The organism is Aquirufa sp. A-Brett2-W8, assembly GCF_054558755.1.
Window position 1 is genome coordinate 21,053 of record NZ_JBPXKS010000010.1, and the last position, 15,725, is coordinate 36,777.

Annotated in this window: 17 protein-coding genes; 8 read left to right on the top strand and 9 right to left on the bottom strand. The window is 40.7% G+C overall.

Annotated features, from left to right (window positions below):
• Positions 1-12 precede the first annotated feature (12 nt).
• Positions 13-702 (top strand): ABC transporter ATP-binding protein, encoded by a 690-nt coding sequence (locus ACST13_RS10445; protein ID WP_459523141.1) that lies wholly within the window; start codon positions 13-15, stop codon positions 700-702.
• Here ACST13_RS10445 and ACST13_RS10450 read toward each other — a convergent pair.
• Genes ACST13_RS10450 through ACST13_RS10460 form a run of 3 tightly spaced genes read right to left on the bottom strand, consistent with a single transcriptional unit; the run spans position 683 to position 3,605 of the window.
• Entirely contained in the window at positions 683-1,462 is a 780-nt protein-coding gene (locus tag ACST13_RS10450) for an amidohydrolase (RefSeq protein WP_459523142.1), read from the bottom strand. The genes ACST13_RS10445 and ACST13_RS10450 overlap by 20 nt on opposite strands.
• Before the next feature lie 12 nt (positions 1,463-1,474).
• A complete protein-coding gene (locus ACST13_RS10455; protein ID WP_459523143.1) occupies positions 1,475-2,845 on the bottom strand; it encodes a DUF4270 family protein in 1,371 nt (456 codons plus the stop codon).
• Positions 2,796-3,605: a glycogen/starch synthase gene (locus tag ACST13_RS10460; protein WP_459523144.1), complete on the bottom strand. Its 810-nt coding sequence runs from the start codon at positions 3,603-3,605 to the stop codon at positions 2,796-2,798. The genes ACST13_RS10455 and ACST13_RS10460 overlap by 50 nt, the downstream gene beginning before the upstream one ends.
• Positions 3,606-3,730: 125 nt before the next feature.
• On the opposite strand from ACST13_RS10460, the gene ACST13_RS10465 reads away from it, so the two are divergent.
• Genes ACST13_RS10465 through ACST13_RS10475 form a run of 3 tightly spaced genes read left to right on the top strand, consistent with a single transcriptional unit; the run spans position 3,731 to position 5,868 of the window.
• The gene (locus tag ACST13_RS10465) at positions 3,731-4,714 is read left to right on the top strand and encodes a lysylphosphatidylglycerol synthase transmembrane domain-containing protein (RefSeq protein ID WP_459523145.1); all 984 of its coding nucleotides are present in this window, start codon (positions 3,731-3,733) and stop codon (positions 4,712-4,714) included.
• The gene (locus tag ACST13_RS10470) at positions 4,698-5,183 is read left to right on the top strand and encodes an adenylyltransferase/cytidyltransferase family protein (RefSeq protein WP_459523146.1); all 486 of its coding nucleotides are present in this window, start codon (positions 4,698-4,700) and stop codon (positions 5,181-5,183) included. The genes ACST13_RS10465 and ACST13_RS10470 overlap by 17 nt, the downstream gene beginning before the upstream one ends.
• A gap of 4 nt (positions 5,184-5,187) precedes the next feature.
• A complete protein-coding gene (locus ACST13_RS10475; protein WP_459523147.1) occupies positions 5,188-5,868 on the top strand; it encodes a zinc metallopeptidase in 681 nt (226 codons plus the stop codon).
• A 151-nt stretch (positions 5,869-6,019) separates the two neighbouring features.
• On the opposite strand, the gene ACST13_RS10480 is transcribed toward ACST13_RS10475, so the two are convergent.
• On the bottom strand, positions 6,020-7,738 hold the full coding sequence (locus ACST13_RS10480) for an amino acid permease (RefSeq protein ID WP_459523148.1): 1,719 nt from the start codon (positions 7,736-7,738) through the stop codon (positions 6,020-6,022).
• Between the two features lie 83 nt (positions 7,739-7,821).
• Here ACST13_RS10480 and ACST13_RS10485 point away from each other — a divergent pair, with 83 nt between their 5' ends.
• On the top strand, positions 7,822-8,826 hold the full coding sequence (locus ACST13_RS10485; protein WP_459523149.1) for a glycosyltransferase family 2 protein: 1,005 nt from the start codon (positions 7,822-7,824) through the stop codon (positions 8,824-8,826).
• On the opposite strand, the gene ACST13_RS10490 is transcribed toward ACST13_RS10485, so the two are convergent.
• Complete coding sequence (locus tag ACST13_RS10490) at positions 8,823-9,044, bottom strand: PspC domain-containing protein (protein WP_459462256.1); 222 nt, start codon at positions 9,042-9,044, stop codon at positions 8,823-8,825. The genes ACST13_RS10485 and ACST13_RS10490 overlap by 4 nt on opposite strands.
• A gap of 212 nt (positions 9,045-9,256) precedes the next feature.
• On the opposite strand from ACST13_RS10490, the gene ACST13_RS10495 reads away from it, so the two are divergent.
• Complete coding sequence (locus tag ACST13_RS10495; protein WP_395783928.1) at positions 9,257-9,451, top strand: cold-shock protein; 195 nt, start codon at positions 9,257-9,259, stop codon at positions 9,449-9,451.
• Positions 9,452-9,598: 147 nt separating this feature from the next.
• Here ACST13_RS10495 and lysS read toward each other — a convergent pair whose 3' ends face one another.
• Positions 9,599-11,314, bottom strand: coding sequence for a lysine--tRNA ligase (lysS, locus tag ACST13_RS10500; protein WP_459523150.1), 1,716 nt, complete (start codon positions 11,312-11,314; stop codon positions 9,599-9,601).
• A 145-nt stretch (positions 11,315-11,459) separates the two neighbouring features.
• Between lysS and ACST13_RS10505 the strand changes: the two genes are divergently transcribed.
• Positions 11,460-12,938 carry a Do family serine endopeptidase gene (locus tag ACST13_RS10505; protein WP_459523151.1) on the top strand — a complete coding sequence of 493 codons (1,479 nt, stop codon included), beginning with the start codon at positions 11,460-11,462 and terminating at the stop codon, positions 12,936-12,938.
• Between the two features lie 186 nt (positions 12,939-13,124).
• Here the strand turns inward: ACST13_RS10505 and ACST13_RS10510 are convergent, their stop codons facing one another.
• Complete coding sequence (locus ACST13_RS10510; RefSeq protein WP_459523152.1) at positions 13,125-14,108, bottom strand: pyruvate dehydrogenase complex E1 component subunit beta; 984 nt, start codon at positions 14,106-14,108, stop codon at positions 13,125-13,127.
• 110 nt (positions 14,109-14,218) lie between these two features.
• Here ACST13_RS10510 and aroB point away from each other — a divergent pair, with 110 nt between their 5' ends.
• The gene (gene aroB, locus ACST13_RS10515) at positions 14,219-15,247 is read left to right on the top strand and encodes a 3-dehydroquinate synthase (RefSeq protein WP_459523153.1); all 1,029 of its coding nucleotides are present in this window, start codon (positions 14,219-14,221) and stop codon (positions 15,245-15,247) included.
• Positions 15,248-15,259: 12 nt separating this feature from the next.
• Here the strand turns inward: aroB and gatC are convergent, their stop codons facing one another.
• Positions 15,260-15,547: an Asp-tRNA(Asn)/Glu-tRNA(Gln) amidotransferase subunit GatC gene (gene gatC / locus ACST13_RS10520; protein WP_459523154.1), complete on the bottom strand. Its 288-nt coding sequence runs from the start codon at positions 15,545-15,547 to the stop codon at positions 15,260-15,262.
• Positions 15,537-15,719, bottom strand: a complete 183-nt coding sequence (locus ACST13_RS10525; RefSeq protein WP_459523155.1) for a hypothetical protein — start codon at positions 15,717-15,719, stop codon at positions 15,537-15,539. Before ACST13_RS10525 ends, gatC begins: the two co-directional genes overlap by 11 nt.
• Positions 15,720-15,725: the final 6 nt, after the last annotated feature.

Below are 15,725 nucleotides of genomic sequence, written 5' to 3' on the forward strand. Positions count from 1 at the left end.
ACCTTTGTCAATATGTTCATAGAGGCCCAAAATCTTAGTAAAACATACGGCAAACAAACAGCCGTTCAGGATCTGAATTTCCGATTAGAAGAAGGCCAAATCGTGGGTTTTCTAGGCCCTAATGGCGCAGGGAAGTCAACCACCTTGAAAATGCTTTTGGGACTGATACAACCCTCCAGCGGAAGTGTTCAGATCGATGGAAAAGATCCCCAAGATCAAGCGATTGAACTGAAAAAACAAATCGGATACCTCGCTGAAAATAATCCGCTTTACCCTGAAATGTATGTGCGTGAATTTCTTGAATTCATCGCTAACATCCATCAAGTAGAAAATCCTACGGTCCGAATCCAAGAGGTCATCGAATGGGTCGGTCTTCAAAAAGAAGCACATAAGAAAATACAGGAGCTCTCAAAAGGCTACCAGCAACGCGTGGGCATAGCTTTAGCGATACTACACGACCCGAAAATTCTGATTTTGGATGAACCTACCAGTGGATTAGATCCAAACCAACGGGATGAAATAAGAGACCTCATTAAAAGTCTTCAAAAGAATCGCATTATCTTATTTTCTAGCCACCTTCTATCCGAAGTAGAAGCCATCTGTAATCGAGTCTTGTTAATTCACCAAGGGAAACTCGTCAGCGATAGTCCCATGAAGGAGATAAAAGACCTAGAAAAGTTCTTTAAAGAGAAGACAAGCTAAAGGAGTCCGCATCCAAGTGGGCAGGGAATTTAGCCCGAAATTCAGCCAATTCAGCTATTGATAATTCAGCTGACGAGATTTGATCATGTGATGCTAAATCAAGAACCAAACCTCCTTTAAAATCAACTAACAAAGAATCGCCGCAATAGGCTATATCATTTCCATCTGTTCCGATTCGATTTACACCCATGACATAGGCAAGATTTTCAATCGCTCTAGCCTGCAATAAAGTTCTCCAAGCATTTGCTCGAGCAGCGGGCCAATTAGCCACATATATCGCTGCATCGTAAGCTAAACCGACGTTGCGAGACCAGACAGGGAAACGCAGATCATAGCATATAAATAAGGCTATTTTCCATCCTGCATACGAAACAACCACCTGCTGATCTCCAGCTTGATAGTAGTCGTTCTCGCCACCCATTCGAAACAAATGTCGCTTATCATATACCTGATAAGTGCCATCGGGATGAACTGCGTAGAGCCGATTATACAGTGAATTTTGTTGTTTTACTTTGAGAGAACCTACGATTAAGGCCCCTAAACGATTTGCCTGTAATTGCATCCATTGTAACGCTGGACCCTTGCCTATTTCAGCACCCGTTTCTGACATAGAGAAGCCAGTTGCAAACATCTCAGGAAGGACGATAACATCCGTGTTATCTGCCAAATCAGCTAATTTCTCCTCTAATTGAGCACAATTAGCAGCAGCATCTTCCCAGATTAAATCAGTTTGAATTAAGCTTACCCGTAGATTCGCCATATTTGCCGGTGTTTAATTGGCAATATAAGAATAATAGATCTTCAATCGAGCTTTCAATGCTTGTAAAGGAACGAAACGTGTACTTTCATTAATGATTCTCGTATTTCCTGCTGAATTAGAAGTCAAGGCAGGTGTTATTATCCAGCCATTATTTGCTTGTTTCCCCACTAAAATAGACTGAATAGCCGTGGTCACATTAAATGTATAGGTCTTCGATCCTGGTTCTATGACTGAGGTAAGTACACTTGCACCACCTTCTGAAAGCAAATATTTCAAACCATACGAATTTCTCAGTGTTCGGTTCGTTGCATTTGTTTCCACAATAGATAATTGACCTATCGTTTGTTGTAAATCTATGTTATCTGCAGCAGTTAAGACCAATTCAGCCTTATTCACCGCCACATTACGATTACCCTTTAAATTTAATAAATAAGGAAATTCCACCTTAGTTGCTACACCTGTACCCGCTTGAATATACGTCAGTCCACTAGTTAAGGTAGATGCAACTATATTTCCTGGATTTTTTAAGCCTGCTAATGCGACGGATTTGGTCGACTTAATTTGATTAAAACGGGCCAAAATCTCTGGATAAAGTGCATTAGATAAACTAAAATAATAGTCCATAGAATATTTAAATGGATCACCCGGATTGTGGAAATACAAAGTCATTCGAGAATACCCAGGATTAAATCCTATCATAGCGCCTGCACTCGATAAGGATGACTTAAACAACATGCCAGGGAAATAATCTCTAAAACCCTTACTGCCGGCTGCCACTTTTACATCCGCATATTTACTCAATAACTCTCTACCTAAAGCATCCGACATACGAAAGCGTAAGGTATCTAATTGAACAGAGTCCCCATTCATAGCTCTCGTACGAATAGGACGAGGTTTGAACGTATGACTACCTATGATAGATGCATCAGAGCGAACAGTTGAATTAGCAAAATAATCAGTACCTCTATTTAAACTATCTAATAAACGATACACGCTTAAAGTCTGCGACTTAGTCGTATCACCTTGATATCCACCATACGCTAGGCGCATCGTTAAAGAATCATAGATAGACGTTGCTTTTGAGAATAAGGTATCAATATTGGAAACCTGCGTAAAAGCCGATGATTCCGCTAACCCTAAGACCGGATGATCATAGCTTCCTACCAATAAAGTGCTCGGAGAACCTGTATAGATCGAATCAATCAAAACGGTCGACGACTTAATCGTGATCGTATCTGAATAATTCAAGCCAACCTCTACACTAAACAAATCGTCGCCGATTTCTTTAGGTGTATCACAGGAAACAAGGAATAAGGAAAGAATTCCTACCCATTTAATTGCCGGACATTTCCAAGTAAGTTTTTTCGAAGAAATCGAGATCATTGTCGGCAATATTTTGAGAGGTTTTTTGTTGATGTTCATCAATAATCGATTGAATACGGCTATTATCCGCATTTACTAAAGAAACTATTTTGTCTGCGTACTCGGCACCTATCTTGATAAATGCTTCGTAATTTCCGCCTGCTAAGCTACCTAGATGAGCCTCATCTAAATCTCCGATCTTCACTTTTTCGATCAGATCGTCTGCTTCAAACGTAAAATCAAACGGTATATTATGTGGAGAGAAAATGGTTTTCGAATCCTTATAAATCGGGTGATTTTGGTAATGCGTAGAAACGTAAAGAGGAATTAAACTAGACATCCAATCATTACAATGAATAACATCTGGAGCCCAACCTAACTTCACAACTGTCTCTAATGCTCCCTTGCAGAAGAAAATCGCACGTTCGTGATTGTCTGGATAAAATGCACCCTCCTTATCGGTTAATGCATATTTCCGTTGGTAATAATCTTCGTTATCAATAAAGTATACTTGTAATTTCGCAGCTGGAATACTCGCTACTTTAATGGTCAAAGGCTTTTCTTCCTCACCCATTGGAATGGTAATACCTGAAAGACGAACCACCTCGTGCAATCGGTTTTTACGTTCATTAATAGTCCCAAAACGAGGTACCAAAATTCTAATTTCCATGCCTCTCTCCTGCATAGCAGTTGGAAGTGCACGTACGAAATCAGCAATTTTAGACGTGTTTTGAAAAGGATCTACCTCACTTGAAACGTAAAGAATACGTAATTTGGCCATTCTAAATTGATTACTAGGGGGAAATTACCCCAAAAAACATTACAAAATTACAAAAAATAATCTGATTAACACCATCATTAACTAATGAAAGGTCTTTAATTTGCGAACTGATACAGGAGAAGAATATGCTGAAGTCGATTATAAAATACCTTATTTCCAGTTTATTAGCTGGAGGCCTTTTGTTTTGGGCCTTTTCTAAAAGTCAATTACACTGGAACGATATACTACAAACCTTTTATCAAGCAGATTACAACTGGGTCATCGTATCCATCATTATATCCTTAGTTTCACATGTATTACGCACCTTACGATGGGAGCAATTGCTAGGCGCCATGGCCTATCAGCCTGGTACACTTAGAACCTTTTCCGCCGTATTAATCGGCTATTTTGCTAATTTTCTAGTACCCCGATTAGGCGAAGTGTCCCGATGTGGATCATTGAAAAAGACGGCAGACATTCCGTTTGAAGAGTCCTTTGGCACGGTGATTACAGAGCGAATTGTCGATCTGTTAAGCCTAGTTGTATTAGTAGGAATTACCTTTCTTTTCGAATGGGAGCCCTTGCAAAAAAGCCTCTTTCCTACCTTGCAATTGCCATCAGGCGCCTTAATTATGACAGTATCTGCGCTAGGACTAGTTGGTTTAGGCCTACTTTGGAAGTTTAAAGATTTCCTCCAAAATATCGGAACAGAATCAAAAATTGGCAAAATGCTACGTGGCTGGATTGCTGGCATAAGCAGTATTCGACACCTAGAATCTCCGGGTAAATTCATCGGTTATAGCGTGGGTATTTGGCTTTGCTATTACCTCAGCACCTATACCTTATTTTTAGCCTTTCCGTTGAGTGAAAATCTTGGACTGAGTGCCGCATTAACCGTATTAGTAATGGGAACCTTCGGGATGGCCACTCCCACCCAAGGCGGTATCGGAGCTTATCATAGCCTCGTCGCATCCGCCTTTGTATTTTATTCTCTAGCCTATAAAGACGGCTTTATGCTCGCCACCTTTTTCCATGGAACTCAAATGATCACGCTCTTGTTATTGGGTGGATTTAGTTTTATTATTACGTTGTTTTTACCCAAAATTTCGTCCCGTGTCGAACAGAACTGAACATAAAATTACCTCTCTTGCAGAAGCCATCGAGATCCGCAAAAATTGGAAATCCGCTGGCGATAAAGTGGTATTTACGAACGGATGCTTTGATATTTTGCATTTAGGCCACATCGATTATTTAGAAAAATCGAGCGAATTCGGCTCTAAAATGATCGTGGCAGTTAATTCTGACGCCTCTGTTCGCACACTTGAGAAAGGGGTCGAAAGACCCATCAATTCGGAATATGCGCGAGCACGTTTAATCGCCGCTTTGGGATTTGTCTCTCTGGTCATTATCTTCGGCAAATCGACTCCTTTAGAACTTATTCATGCCTTAAACCCGGATGTGTTAGTAAAAGGTGACGATTATACAATAGAGACCATTATAGGTGCCAAAGAAGTGTTAGCAGCCGGCGGTGAAGTAAAAACAATTGCTCTAGTACCAGACTATTCAACCACCAAAATCATTCAAAAACTTAAACAATAAACACATGTATTTCATAGCCATTATTTTCGGAGTCGCAGGTATGCTTATCTCATGGCGACTAAAATCTAAGTTTAAAACGCATTCTCAAACCTCGCTGCAAAGCAATTTGTCCGGACAAGAGATCGCTGAACAAATGCTAGCGGACCACGGAATCTCTGATGTTCGTGTCATCTCAGTAGCAGGCCAATTAACCGACCATTACAATCCAGCTGACAAAACCGTCAATTTAAGTGAAGATGTCTACCACGGTCGCAACGCGGCAGCCGCTGCGGTTTCTGCCCACGAATGCGGTCACGCAGTTCAACACGCGCGAGCTTACTCCTATTTACAATTACGTAGTGCTCTGGTTCCTATGCTTAGTATTTCGAACGGCTTTATGCCCATCCTATTGATGATCGGTATGTTTACCCTTTATTCAACTGGAAACACCACCTTATTAGCCATCGGCGTTGCACTTTTTGCCATGGCTACCTTATTTAGTTTCGTAACCCTGCCAGTCGAATTCGATGCATCTAATAGAGCCTTAAACTGGATCAAAGAGAAAGGCATTGTGACTCCAGAGGAATACGTGATGTCTAAAGACGCTCTTTGGTGGGCTGCGATGACCTACGTCGTTGCTGCGTTGGGTATGTTAGCGCAGTTGCTGTATTATCTTAATTTGTTGGGTGGAAGACGAAATGACTAGCGTCAGTTCGTAAAGCATACTTTTAAAGCACAAAGAATAAAGAAGGTTGTTGCTTCGCAACATTTTTTGAAATGTTTTACCAAAATCATAAAAATAGGGCTGAAAATTCAGCCCTATTTTTATTCCAACTTTATACTTTATACTTTATGCTTTATTCTTTAATGTTAAGTTTCGACTTCCGATAACTATACCCAAAATAAATAACTACCCCTGCCAGGCACCAATACATAAACCGTTCCCAGTTTGTGGAGCCCATTTGGGTCATCAGATATAAGTTAACTAAGAGGCCTAAAACGGGAATTAAAGAAAGTTTTTTCGTCACACTAAAGAACGCCATTACAGCCCAAATCAGGAAGAAGCCACCCATGATAAAATGATCTACTCTCGTCTCTCCAGAGTATAAACCTTGCAACCATTCGATAAGATTTACTCCGGAATACGATATTAGACCGATCGCTAAAATCAGCGATAGACCCACATAGTAACTTGAGTTGATATAAGGAATCTTGAATTTTGATTTCTTTTGATTCTCCGGATCCAAATCTAAAACCAATACGCCACCGCACACTAAAACAAAGGCGAATAGGGTTCCAATACTACTCAAATTAATCACTTCCTCCAGGTTAGCAAATAAGGCTGGAACACCCACTAAAACACCGGTCATAATGGTGGAGAAGGAAGGAGTTCTGTATTTGGGGTGGATTCGGGAGAAGGCTTTTGGCAATAATCCATCGCGTGACATTGTCATCCAAATACGTGGCTGACCTAATTGATAGACTAAAAGCGCGGATGTTAAGGCGATTACGGCGCTGGCTGCCACGATTCCGGCTACTCCTGGCAATCCGACATGCATGAACATGAAGGCCAAAGGATCCTCAATTCCAGCTAATTCCTGGGATGGAACAATTCCTGTTAAAACCAAAGTAACCAATACATAGAGGACGGTACAAATAATGAGGGCGTACATCATGGCTTTGGGAATATCCCGCTGTGGATTCTTGCATTCCTCTGCCGTAGTTGAAATCGAGTCAAAGCCAATGTAGGCAAAACAAACGGCGGCCACACTCTTTAAAACTCCGGATATTCCGTTAGGGGCAAATGGGGTCCAGTTCTCTACTTGCACATAAAAAGCACCCACTCCTACCACAATCATAATCACTAAAAGTTTCAAAATCACGAGAATATTATTCGTGTTTTTCGACTCCCTAATTCCAATATATACTAAATAGGTAATGGCAACAGTGATTAATAAAGCAGGAATATTAGCCACAAAATGCCACCCAAAAATGGTAGGAGCCGATTGGTATGCCGTAAAACCTTCGCGCAGATTAACCGATAATGTTTCAAATTTCTGACCGCCTGCTAAAGAAGACGTCGTTTCGACAAAGGCTCTTTTAGCTGATAAATAATCCATCGTCATAAACTCCGGCACATGAACGCCTAGACCTTCTAATAAATCAACGAAGTATTTAGACCAAGAAATCGCCACAGCTACGTTTGAAATAGCATATTCTAATAGTAAATTCCAGCCCAAAATCCAGGCTACAATCTCTCCTAAACTCGTGTAAGCATACGTATAAGCACTACCAGAAATAGGCACAGTAGCTGCGAAACGCGCATAACAGAAGGCTGTAAACATACAGGCCATGGCGGTAAATACGAACAACATGGAAACCGCAGGCCCCCCATTGGCAGACGCTTGACCGATAGCTGAAAATATACTCGCCCCAATAATGGCCGCCACACCCATGAAAGTCAAATCACGTACACCCAAATTGCGATCCAGCGCATTCCCCTCTATACTTTCCATGGCTAACTGGTCAGCCACAATCTTATCGATGGATTTCTTTCTAAATATACTTGACCACATAAATTTTACGATTGAATGAAGCAACAAAAATACATCTTTCTGAAAGAAATTCTAATTTGATTGATTTCGATTACCTTTGTGGCATGTCTGTAGCCGTCGTCATATTAAATTACAATGGTCGGAAATTCTTAGCCGACTTTCTACCAATCGTGTTGGAAAACACGCAGGATGCGACGATTTATGTGGCAGATAATGGCTCAACAGATGATTCTTTAGCGCTATTAGCCACCAATTTCCCTAGCGTTTCCGTCCTTTCCTGGGCTGAAAATTTAGGCTATGCTGGGGGATATAATTTTGCTTTAGGCCAAATAAAAGCCGACTACTTTGTATTAATGAATTCCGATATAGCGCCTCGAAAAGGCTGGTTAGCGCCTCTTTTAAATTATTTCGAAGCGAATCCACTTGTTGCAGCAGCACAACCCTTTCTACTAGATTATAACAAACCTGATTATTTTGAATACGCGGGAGCTGCTGGTGGTTTTTGGGACAAATATGGGTACCCTTTCTGCCGGGGTCGAATTTTCGATACCCTAGAAAAAAATGAAGGACAATACGCTACCTCACTAGTGAATTGGGCTACAGGCGCTTGCTTAATGGTTCGGTCTGATATATTCCAAAAAGTAGGAGGATTAGATAACTATTTATTCGCTCACATGGAGGAAATCGATCTCTGTTGGAGAATGCAAAGAGCTGGTTATAGCATTGCGGCCGTAGCCGAAAGTGAGGTATTGCACGTAGGTGGTGGGACTTTGAACAAAGAAAATCCATTCAAAACCTACCTCAATTTTCGAAACAATTTAATTCTGTTGTATAAAAATCTGGAACCTTCTCAGCGCTTTAAAATCATTTTCATTCGAATGATTTTAGACGGAATCGCAGGCATTAAGTTTTTAGTAGAGGGGAAATTTTCTTCTTTTACAGCCATCTTGAAGGCTCATTTTGGCTATTATCGCTATGTATTCTTTGAAAAAGAAAAACAAAAGTTGCCCACAGAACAACAAAAATCTTGGCCAGCTAGTTATTCCAGTAGCATTTTAAAGGCCTATTTCTTAGAGGGCAAAAAGCAATTCGATAAAATTAGATTTTAAATATCCCAGACACTTGGGTTATTTCTTTGACGTAAATAGCGGCGGATATTCATCCAAAAAGCTAAGATCAAATAAATAATAACGGGGGATCCCATCGTTAAAAAAGAGGTATAAATAAAGTACAATCTTATGCTACTTGTGGAGATTTTAAACTTCTCTCCTAAGCGAGTACAAACGCCAAATGCCTGATTCTCAACAAAAAATTTCAGTTTTTCCATAGGGTGCTGATTGTGTGATACAAATTTAGTCAATTTTGTATGCAAATTTTAGATACTTAAAATAATAATATAAAATATATGAATATTTATATTATATTTTAAAATAATCGTTTTTTTATATAAAAAATCTTGCATGCAATTGTTTTTTTTCTACATTTGAGAGCTTGAAAGACTTTCGTCTGGATGGTTTTAATTTTTTTAACATTATTTTTATGCAAACTGGTAAAGTAAAATTTTTCAACGAGACTAAAGGTTTCGGATTCGTTGTTGACGATCAAACAGGTGAAGACATTTTCGTACACGTAACTGGCCTTTCAGGTGTTACTATCCGCGAAAATGATTCAGTATCTTACGAAGTTACTGATGGAAAGCGTGGAGCAAACGCTATCAACGTAAAGAAAATCTAATTTTCTTACGTTTTTTTGATTAGAGAAAATCTTTATTTACAATATATATATAGGTTTACCTATAAAATTGCAACATTGATCTCTAGTTAAAGAGAAATAAAAAAAGCCTTCTTTACGGAAGGCTTTTTTTATGCATATCAGGTAAACTTACGCTTGAATCCAAGCTGTCACTTCATCTTTAGTCGGCATCGCTGCCTCGATCTTCAATTTCTTCCGCATTCCTCCCAAATCATTAAATACTTTATTCGGATTAGCCGCATCTAATGCTTCTAATGTTAAGATGCCCATCTTTTGTAAAGCGGGAATCCAAACCTCCGATATACCTCTCTCCGCAAAAGCCGATTCGGAATCTACTTCCTTCACTACTTCGGCACGCATTTGAGGGAAGAATAAAACTTCTTGTATAGAGGACTGGTTCGTCATCAACATCGTTAAACGATCTATACCAATACCTATACCCGAAGTAGGTGGCATGGCATATTCTAAGGAACGAATAAAATCGTAATCCATGGCCATCGCCTCATCATCACCACGTTCAGCTAGTGCTAGTTGATCCTCGAAACGCTCCCTTTGATCGATAGGGTCATTTAATTCCGAATACGCATTGGCAATCTCTTTTCCATTCACAAATAATTCAAAACGCTCCACTAAACCTTCTTTCGAACGGTGCTTTTTCGTTAAAGGAGACATCTCCACTGGATAATCCGTGATAAACGTCGGTTGAATTAAGTTCGCCTCTACTTTCTCTCCAAATAATTCGTCGATCAACTTTCCTTTCCCCATTCCTTTATCGACGTCCATTCCGAATTCGATACATTTAGCGCGCAATTCATCTTCGCCCAAAGCATCTACATCCACACCTGAATACTGTAAAATCGCACCCGAGATTGTTAAGCGAGGATAAGGGCCTGCGAATTCGATCTCATTCTCCCCTACTGCGATTTTGGTTTTACCGTGAAGTCTAGATGCTACCGTTTCGATGATTAACTCCGTCAGGTTCATCATCCAGTTATAATCTTTATAAGCAACGTAGAACTCTAATGACGTGAATTCTGGGTTATGCGTGCGGTCCATTCCTTCATTACGGAACATTTTACCGAACTCATATACTCCATCAAAACCTCCTACAATCAAACGCTTTAGATATAATTCATTCGCGATACGCAAATAAAGGGGCATATCTAAAGTATTGTGATGCGTCTTGAACGGTCGAGCAGAGGCACCACCGTGCACGGCTTGCAAAATAGGTGTTTCCACTTCTAACCAGCCGCGTTCGTCGAACATCGTACGCATCGTAGAAATGATCTTCGCGCGTTTGATAAAAATGTCTTTTATGGATGGATTGACAATTAAATCTACATAACGTTGTCTGTACCGCATTTCTGGGTCAGAGAAGGCGTCGTAGGTTTGGCCGTCTGCTTCTTTAACGACAGGAAGCGGCTTTAAGGCTTTGGACAATAGCGTAAATTCACGCACGTGCACAGAAATTTCTCCCATTTGCGTCGTGAACACATATCCTTTCACACCGATAATGTCACCGATGTCTAATAACTTTTTGAAAACCGTATTATATAAGGTCTTATCCTCACCTGGACAAAGATCGTCCCGGCGGAAGTATAATTGAATACGTCCATTCGCGTCTTGAAGTTCTGCAAATGAGGCGTTTCCCATAATTCGAAAGCCCATTAAGCGACCCGCTAACACGACTTCCTGGAAATCACCAGACTCAGGTTTAAATTCTGCCAAAATCTGATCAGAATAAACATTCACCGGGTATTCCTGTGCAGGATAAGGATCAATTCCCATCGCCAGCAATTCTTGGCGCTTCTGTCTCCTTAATAATTCTTGCTCACTTAAAATCATTTGGACGTGTTTTTACGTATGAAGCACAAAATTAGCCATTTCCTTTGGGATTTAAAACTCTTAAAACTTGTTAATGAGGTTGTTCAAGCCTAATTTTCGATTAAATTCGCAGTACAAATTTTAAATATACTAATGCCAAATGGAAATGAATAATCAGCTCAAGTCGTATGCAATCATTGCATTAATGTCCAGTGGAGTCACTTTAGGCGCCTATTCGCTATTTAATTTAGGTAGTTCATCCGGAATTTCGGATGCACCATCTGCCTTCACATCCACCGTTTCAAATCAAAACGTACCAGGCAATCCAGGTGAATTCACGTATGCTGCAGAAAAATCAACTCCAGCCGTGGTTCACATTAAGACAAAGATGGAAACGCGCCAAAGACAACAACAATACTCCAGTCCATTCGATGATTTCTTTGGTGGGGATCCATTCGGTGGCGGTGGCGGTCGCAGACAACAGCAACAACCACAAGAAGCATCAGGCTCCGGAGTTATTATCTCTGCTGATGGCTATATAGTTACGAATAACCACGTAGTCGCTGATGCGTCAGAGGTGTTGGTTATATTAAATGACAAAAGAGAATACAAGGCGAAAGTTATTTCTACGGATCCTTCGTCTGACTTAGCCGTGATACAAATCAAAGAAACTAATTTACCTTTCTTGACTTTTGGCGATTCCGACGGCATTCGCGTAGGCGAATGGGTATTAGCCGTGGGCAATCCATTTAATTTAGAGTCGACTGTCACAGCGGGTATTATTTCTGCCAAAGGTCGTCAAAACATTATCGACCGCGATAGCCCAGACATGAATCCATTGGAATCATTCATCCAAACCGATGCAGCGGTAAACCCAGGTAACTCAGGTGGAGCTTTGGTGAACTTAAAAGGAGAATTAATCGGTATCAATACGGCCATCTACTCTCGCACAGGACAGTTTGCCGGCTACTCTTTCGCCGTGCCAGTGAGCATTGTGAAGAAAGTATCTGGTGATTTAATCAAATACGGTAACGTACAACGCGGATTCTTAGGAGTTCAAATCTCAGAGGTGAATGCCAAATTAGCCGACGAAAAAGACTTAAAGACAAGCGCAGGTGTTTATGTGGGAGGTTTCTCAGAGAATTCAGCAGCAAAAGATGCTGGCATCAAGATTAACGACGTGATTGTTAAAATCGATGGCGTAGAGACTAAATCATCTGCAAAACTGATGGAAATCGTCAGCAGAAAACGCCCAGGTGAGCCACTTCAAGTAACAGTTAATCGCGATGGGGCTTTGAAGGAATTCAAAGTAACCTTGAAGAACAAGGACGGTAATACCGAAATAGTGAAAGGCGACAATTCTCCAGAATCAGCTAAATCAGAGTTCTTAGGTGCGAAATTCGCGAGCCTAACTCCGGCTGAATTGAAGAAGTTTGGCGTAAGCTCAGGTGTAAAAATCGCTGAAATATTGCCTGACGGTCGTTTAGAAATGTATGGTCTTGCAAAAGGTTCCGTCATCACGAAGATCAATGATAAAGTAATCAACACTCCTAAGGAGGCGGTTGAAGCTTTGGAATCTAGAAAAGGACGCATCAAGTTAGAGGGTGTGGATGTGGATGGGTCGAGATTTATCTACGTACTGTAAACAGTAGACAGTAAACAGTAGACAGTAATCAGTAGTCAGTATATAGTAGATTATAGAGTAGAGAGAAGAGAGTAAAGAGTAAAGAGAAGAGACAATGGAGTGATTACCGACCACTGTCTACTGACTACTGCATAAAAAAGCCGGACCCTCTCACGAAGCTCCGGCTTTTTTTTATGCAATTAAGAACTACTTCTTATAAGTCACTGTTTTAACCGCTTGGATCGTACGCTCGATGCTAGGAAGAATTTCTTCGATCAAAGTAGGCGCATACGGAAGTGGTAAGTCACGTGAGTTTACACGAACCACGGGCGCATCTAAATAATCAAATGCCCAACGCTGTAAGTGGTACGCAATTTCAGATGAAATCGCAGATAAAGGATTCGCTTCCTCCACTACAACACAACGATTTGTTTTCTTAACAGATTCAACCACTGTGATATAATCAATCGGACGAACCGAACGTAAATCGATTACTTCGCAAGAGATTCCTTGTTTCTCTAATTCCTCTACTGCAGGCATAACCACACGCGAAAGCATTTTACCAAAGGTAACAATCGTCACCGTAGAACCTGGCTTCACGATATTTGCCTTACCAATAGGGATTAAGTATTCTCCATCAGGTACTAAACCTTTGTCACCATACATCACCTCAGATTCCATAAAGATCACCGGATCGTTATCACGAATCGCTGATTTAAGTAAACCTTTCGCATCTGCTGGATTCGAAGGAACCACCACTTTTAAACCGGGAGTGTTCGCAAACCAGTTCTCGAAGTTAGACGAGTGTTGTGAAGATAATTGACCTGCATTTCCCGTAGGACCACGGAAGACGATAGGGCAAAAATATTGTCCACCGGACATAGACATCAATTTAGATGCTGAGTTGATAATTTGATCAATCGCAACTAAAGAGAAATTAAAAGTCATAAATTCAACAATGGGACGAAGACCATTCGCTGATGCGCCTACGGCAATACCACCAAAACCTAATTCAGCAATCGGCGTATCAATTACGCGCTCAGGACCGAATTCATCTAACATTCCTTGTGAAACTTTGTAGGCACCGTTGTATTCTGCTACTTCCTCACCCATTAAAAAAACGGATGCATCACGTCGCATTTCCTCATTCATCGCCTCACGTAAGGCTTCTCTATACTGAATCTCTCTCATAAAAAATGTAAATCTTGTGGGATTAACAAGCTTCACAAAATTAGGCAAAAAATAGTCCATTTTCACAAAATCATGGTAATTTTGAGGAATCCATTGAAGAAAAAAATCCTATGTCAGTCGAAATCGCTTCTATTTCAAAATCTTTGCCTGCTTTTTTAAGCGAAAATTCCTATTTGCAAATAGCGGTTTTAGTCGACGAGCAAACTTCGAAGCATTGCCTTCCCTTAATTCAAGCTTATTTACCCTCCGGATTTATCAAGATTCAGATAAAATCAGGGGAGAATAATAAGCATTTGGGCACTTGTGAAAAGGTGTGGGAAGCGATGACGAAGGCAAATATGGATCGCCATGGCCTTTTGATTAATCTGGGCGGCGGGGTGATTGGGGATTTGGGTGGGTTTTGTGCGTCCACTTATAAGAGAGGAATTGATTTCATTCAGGTGCCTACCACGCTTTTGGCTCAGGTGGATGCGAGTGTAGGAGGGAAATTAGGCGTAGATTTTCAAGGCTTAAAGAACCATATTGGGGTATTTAATCTACCCAAAACCGTTTTAATTGATCCCGATTTCATTCAAACTTTAGCCCCAGCTCAAAAGCTCTCCGGCTACGCAGAAATCATCAAGCATTGCCTAATTCGCGATGCGGAGAAATGGGAGCAAATTAGTCATATGGATTTTGCACAGGTTGACTTTGCGGGGCTAATTGAGCATTCCGTCGAAATCAAGAAAGCCGTAGTGGCAGAGGATCCGACTGAAAAAGGATTACGCAAAATCCTAAATTGGGGACATACTTTTGGGCATGCCGTGGAAACATTCTTATTAGATCAAGGCAAACGCAAGATTTTACATGGAGAAGCGATCGCGGTCGGAATGATCATGGAGGCTTTCCTAGCTTTTCAACGTGGATTAATTAGCGCTGATGAATTAGGGGATATCGAAGTGTATTTGTTTGAGACTTATGGGAAAGTAACTTTGAAGGCTTCGGAGATTCCTGCCATCATTGCTTTGACACTTCAAGATAAAAAGAACAAAGGTGGGGAAGTGAGATTCTCCTTGTTAACAGGTATTGGGGATTGTGGCTACGATATTCCGGTTAGTAAATCCGAGATGAAAAAGGCGATAGAATTCTATATCGGCTAATTATTCCATTACTTACTCAATCACTTGCGGCACTTTAAAATAGGTCTCATTCGTATCTGGACCTAAGGCAAGCGCTTTTGCGCGATCTAAGGTAATTTTTGCCTCATCTTCTCTGAAGTTATTCAAGGCTGAGGTCATATGTACTAAAGGTTCCACAGCAGACGTATCCACTGCGTTCAATGCCTCCATCCAAACTAACACTTTGTTAATGGAATCTTGCATCTGTTCTATTTGTGATTCAGCGATGTCTAATCGGGCTAAATGCGCCACTTTCTTGACATCCTCTTGACTAACCTTCATTTTCTTTTGGCTTTAATTTTTTATCCTCAGGCATATGCTTGTCCAAAAACTCATTTAATCGATCGCGATCGAGGCTGGAGGTGATTTGGCCTAATGAATCTATATTCATCTCAAAGCCCGCTAATTCCGGATGCACTTTAGGCAATTCCTTCTTTTTCTCCTTCTTCGCCATGATCTA

Excerpts from the sequence above, each read along its gene's own strand:
- ACST13_RS10445 (WP_459523141.1), top strand. The coding sequence starts at position 13 with ATGTTCATAGAGGCCCAAAATCTTAGTAAAACATACGGCAAACAAACA.
- ACST13_RS10450 (WP_459523142.1), bottom strand. The coding sequence starts at position 1,462 with ATGGCGAATCTACGGGTAAGCTTAATTCAAACTGATTTAATCTGGGAA.
- ACST13_RS10455 (WP_459523143.1), bottom strand. The coding sequence starts at position 2,845 with ATGATCTCGATTTCTTCGAAAAAACTTACTTGGAAATGTCCGGCAATT.
- ACST13_RS10460 (WP_459523144.1), bottom strand. The coding sequence starts at position 3,605 with ATGGCCAAATTACGTATTCTTTACGTTTCAAGTGAGGTAGATCCTTTT.
- ACST13_RS10465 (WP_459523145.1), top strand. The coding sequence starts at position 3,731 with ATGCTGAAGTCGATTATAAAATACCTTATTTCCAGTTTATTAGCTGGA.
- ACST13_RS10475 (WP_459523147.1), top strand. The coding sequence starts at position 5,188 with ATGTATTTCATAGCCATTATTTTCGGAGTCGCAGGTATGCTTATCTCA.
- ACST13_RS10480 (WP_459523148.1), bottom strand. The coding sequence starts at position 7,738 with ATGTGGTCAAGTATATTTAGAAAGAAATCCATCGATAAGATTGTGGCT.
- ACST13_RS10485 (WP_459523149.1), top strand. The coding sequence starts at position 7,822 with ATGTCTGTAGCCGTCGTCATATTAAATTACAATGGTCGGAAATTCTTA.
- ACST13_RS10490 (WP_459462256.1), bottom strand. The coding sequence starts at position 9,044 with ATGGAAAAACTGAAATTTTTTGTTGAGAATCAGGCATTTGGCGTTTGT.
- ACST13_RS10495 (WP_395783928.1), top strand. The coding sequence starts at position 9,257 with ATGCAAACTGGTAAAGTAAAATTTTTCAACGAGACTAAAGGTTTCGGA.
- lysS (WP_459523150.1), bottom strand. The coding sequence starts at position 11,314 with ATGATTTTAAGTGAGCAAGAATTATTAAGGAGACAGAAGCGCCAAGAA.
- ACST13_RS10505 (WP_459523151.1), top strand. The coding sequence starts at position 11,460 with ATGAATAATCAGCTCAAGTCGTATGCAATCATTGCATTAATGTCCAGT.
- ACST13_RS10510 (WP_459523152.1), bottom strand. The coding sequence starts at position 14,108 with ATGAGAGAGATTCAGTATAGAGAAGCCTTACGTGAGGCGATGAATGAG.
- aroB (WP_459523153.1), top strand. The coding sequence starts at position 14,219 with ATGTCAGTCGAAATCGCTTCTATTTCAAAATCTTTGCCTGCTTTTTTA.
- gatC (WP_459523154.1), bottom strand. The coding sequence starts at position 15,547 with ATGAAGGTTAGTCAAGAGGATGTCAAGAAAGTGGCGCATTTAGCCCGA.
- ACST13_RS10525 (WP_459523155.1), bottom strand. The coding sequence starts at position 15,719 with ATGGCGAAGAAGGAGAAAAAGAAGGAATTGCCTAAAGTGCATCCGGAA.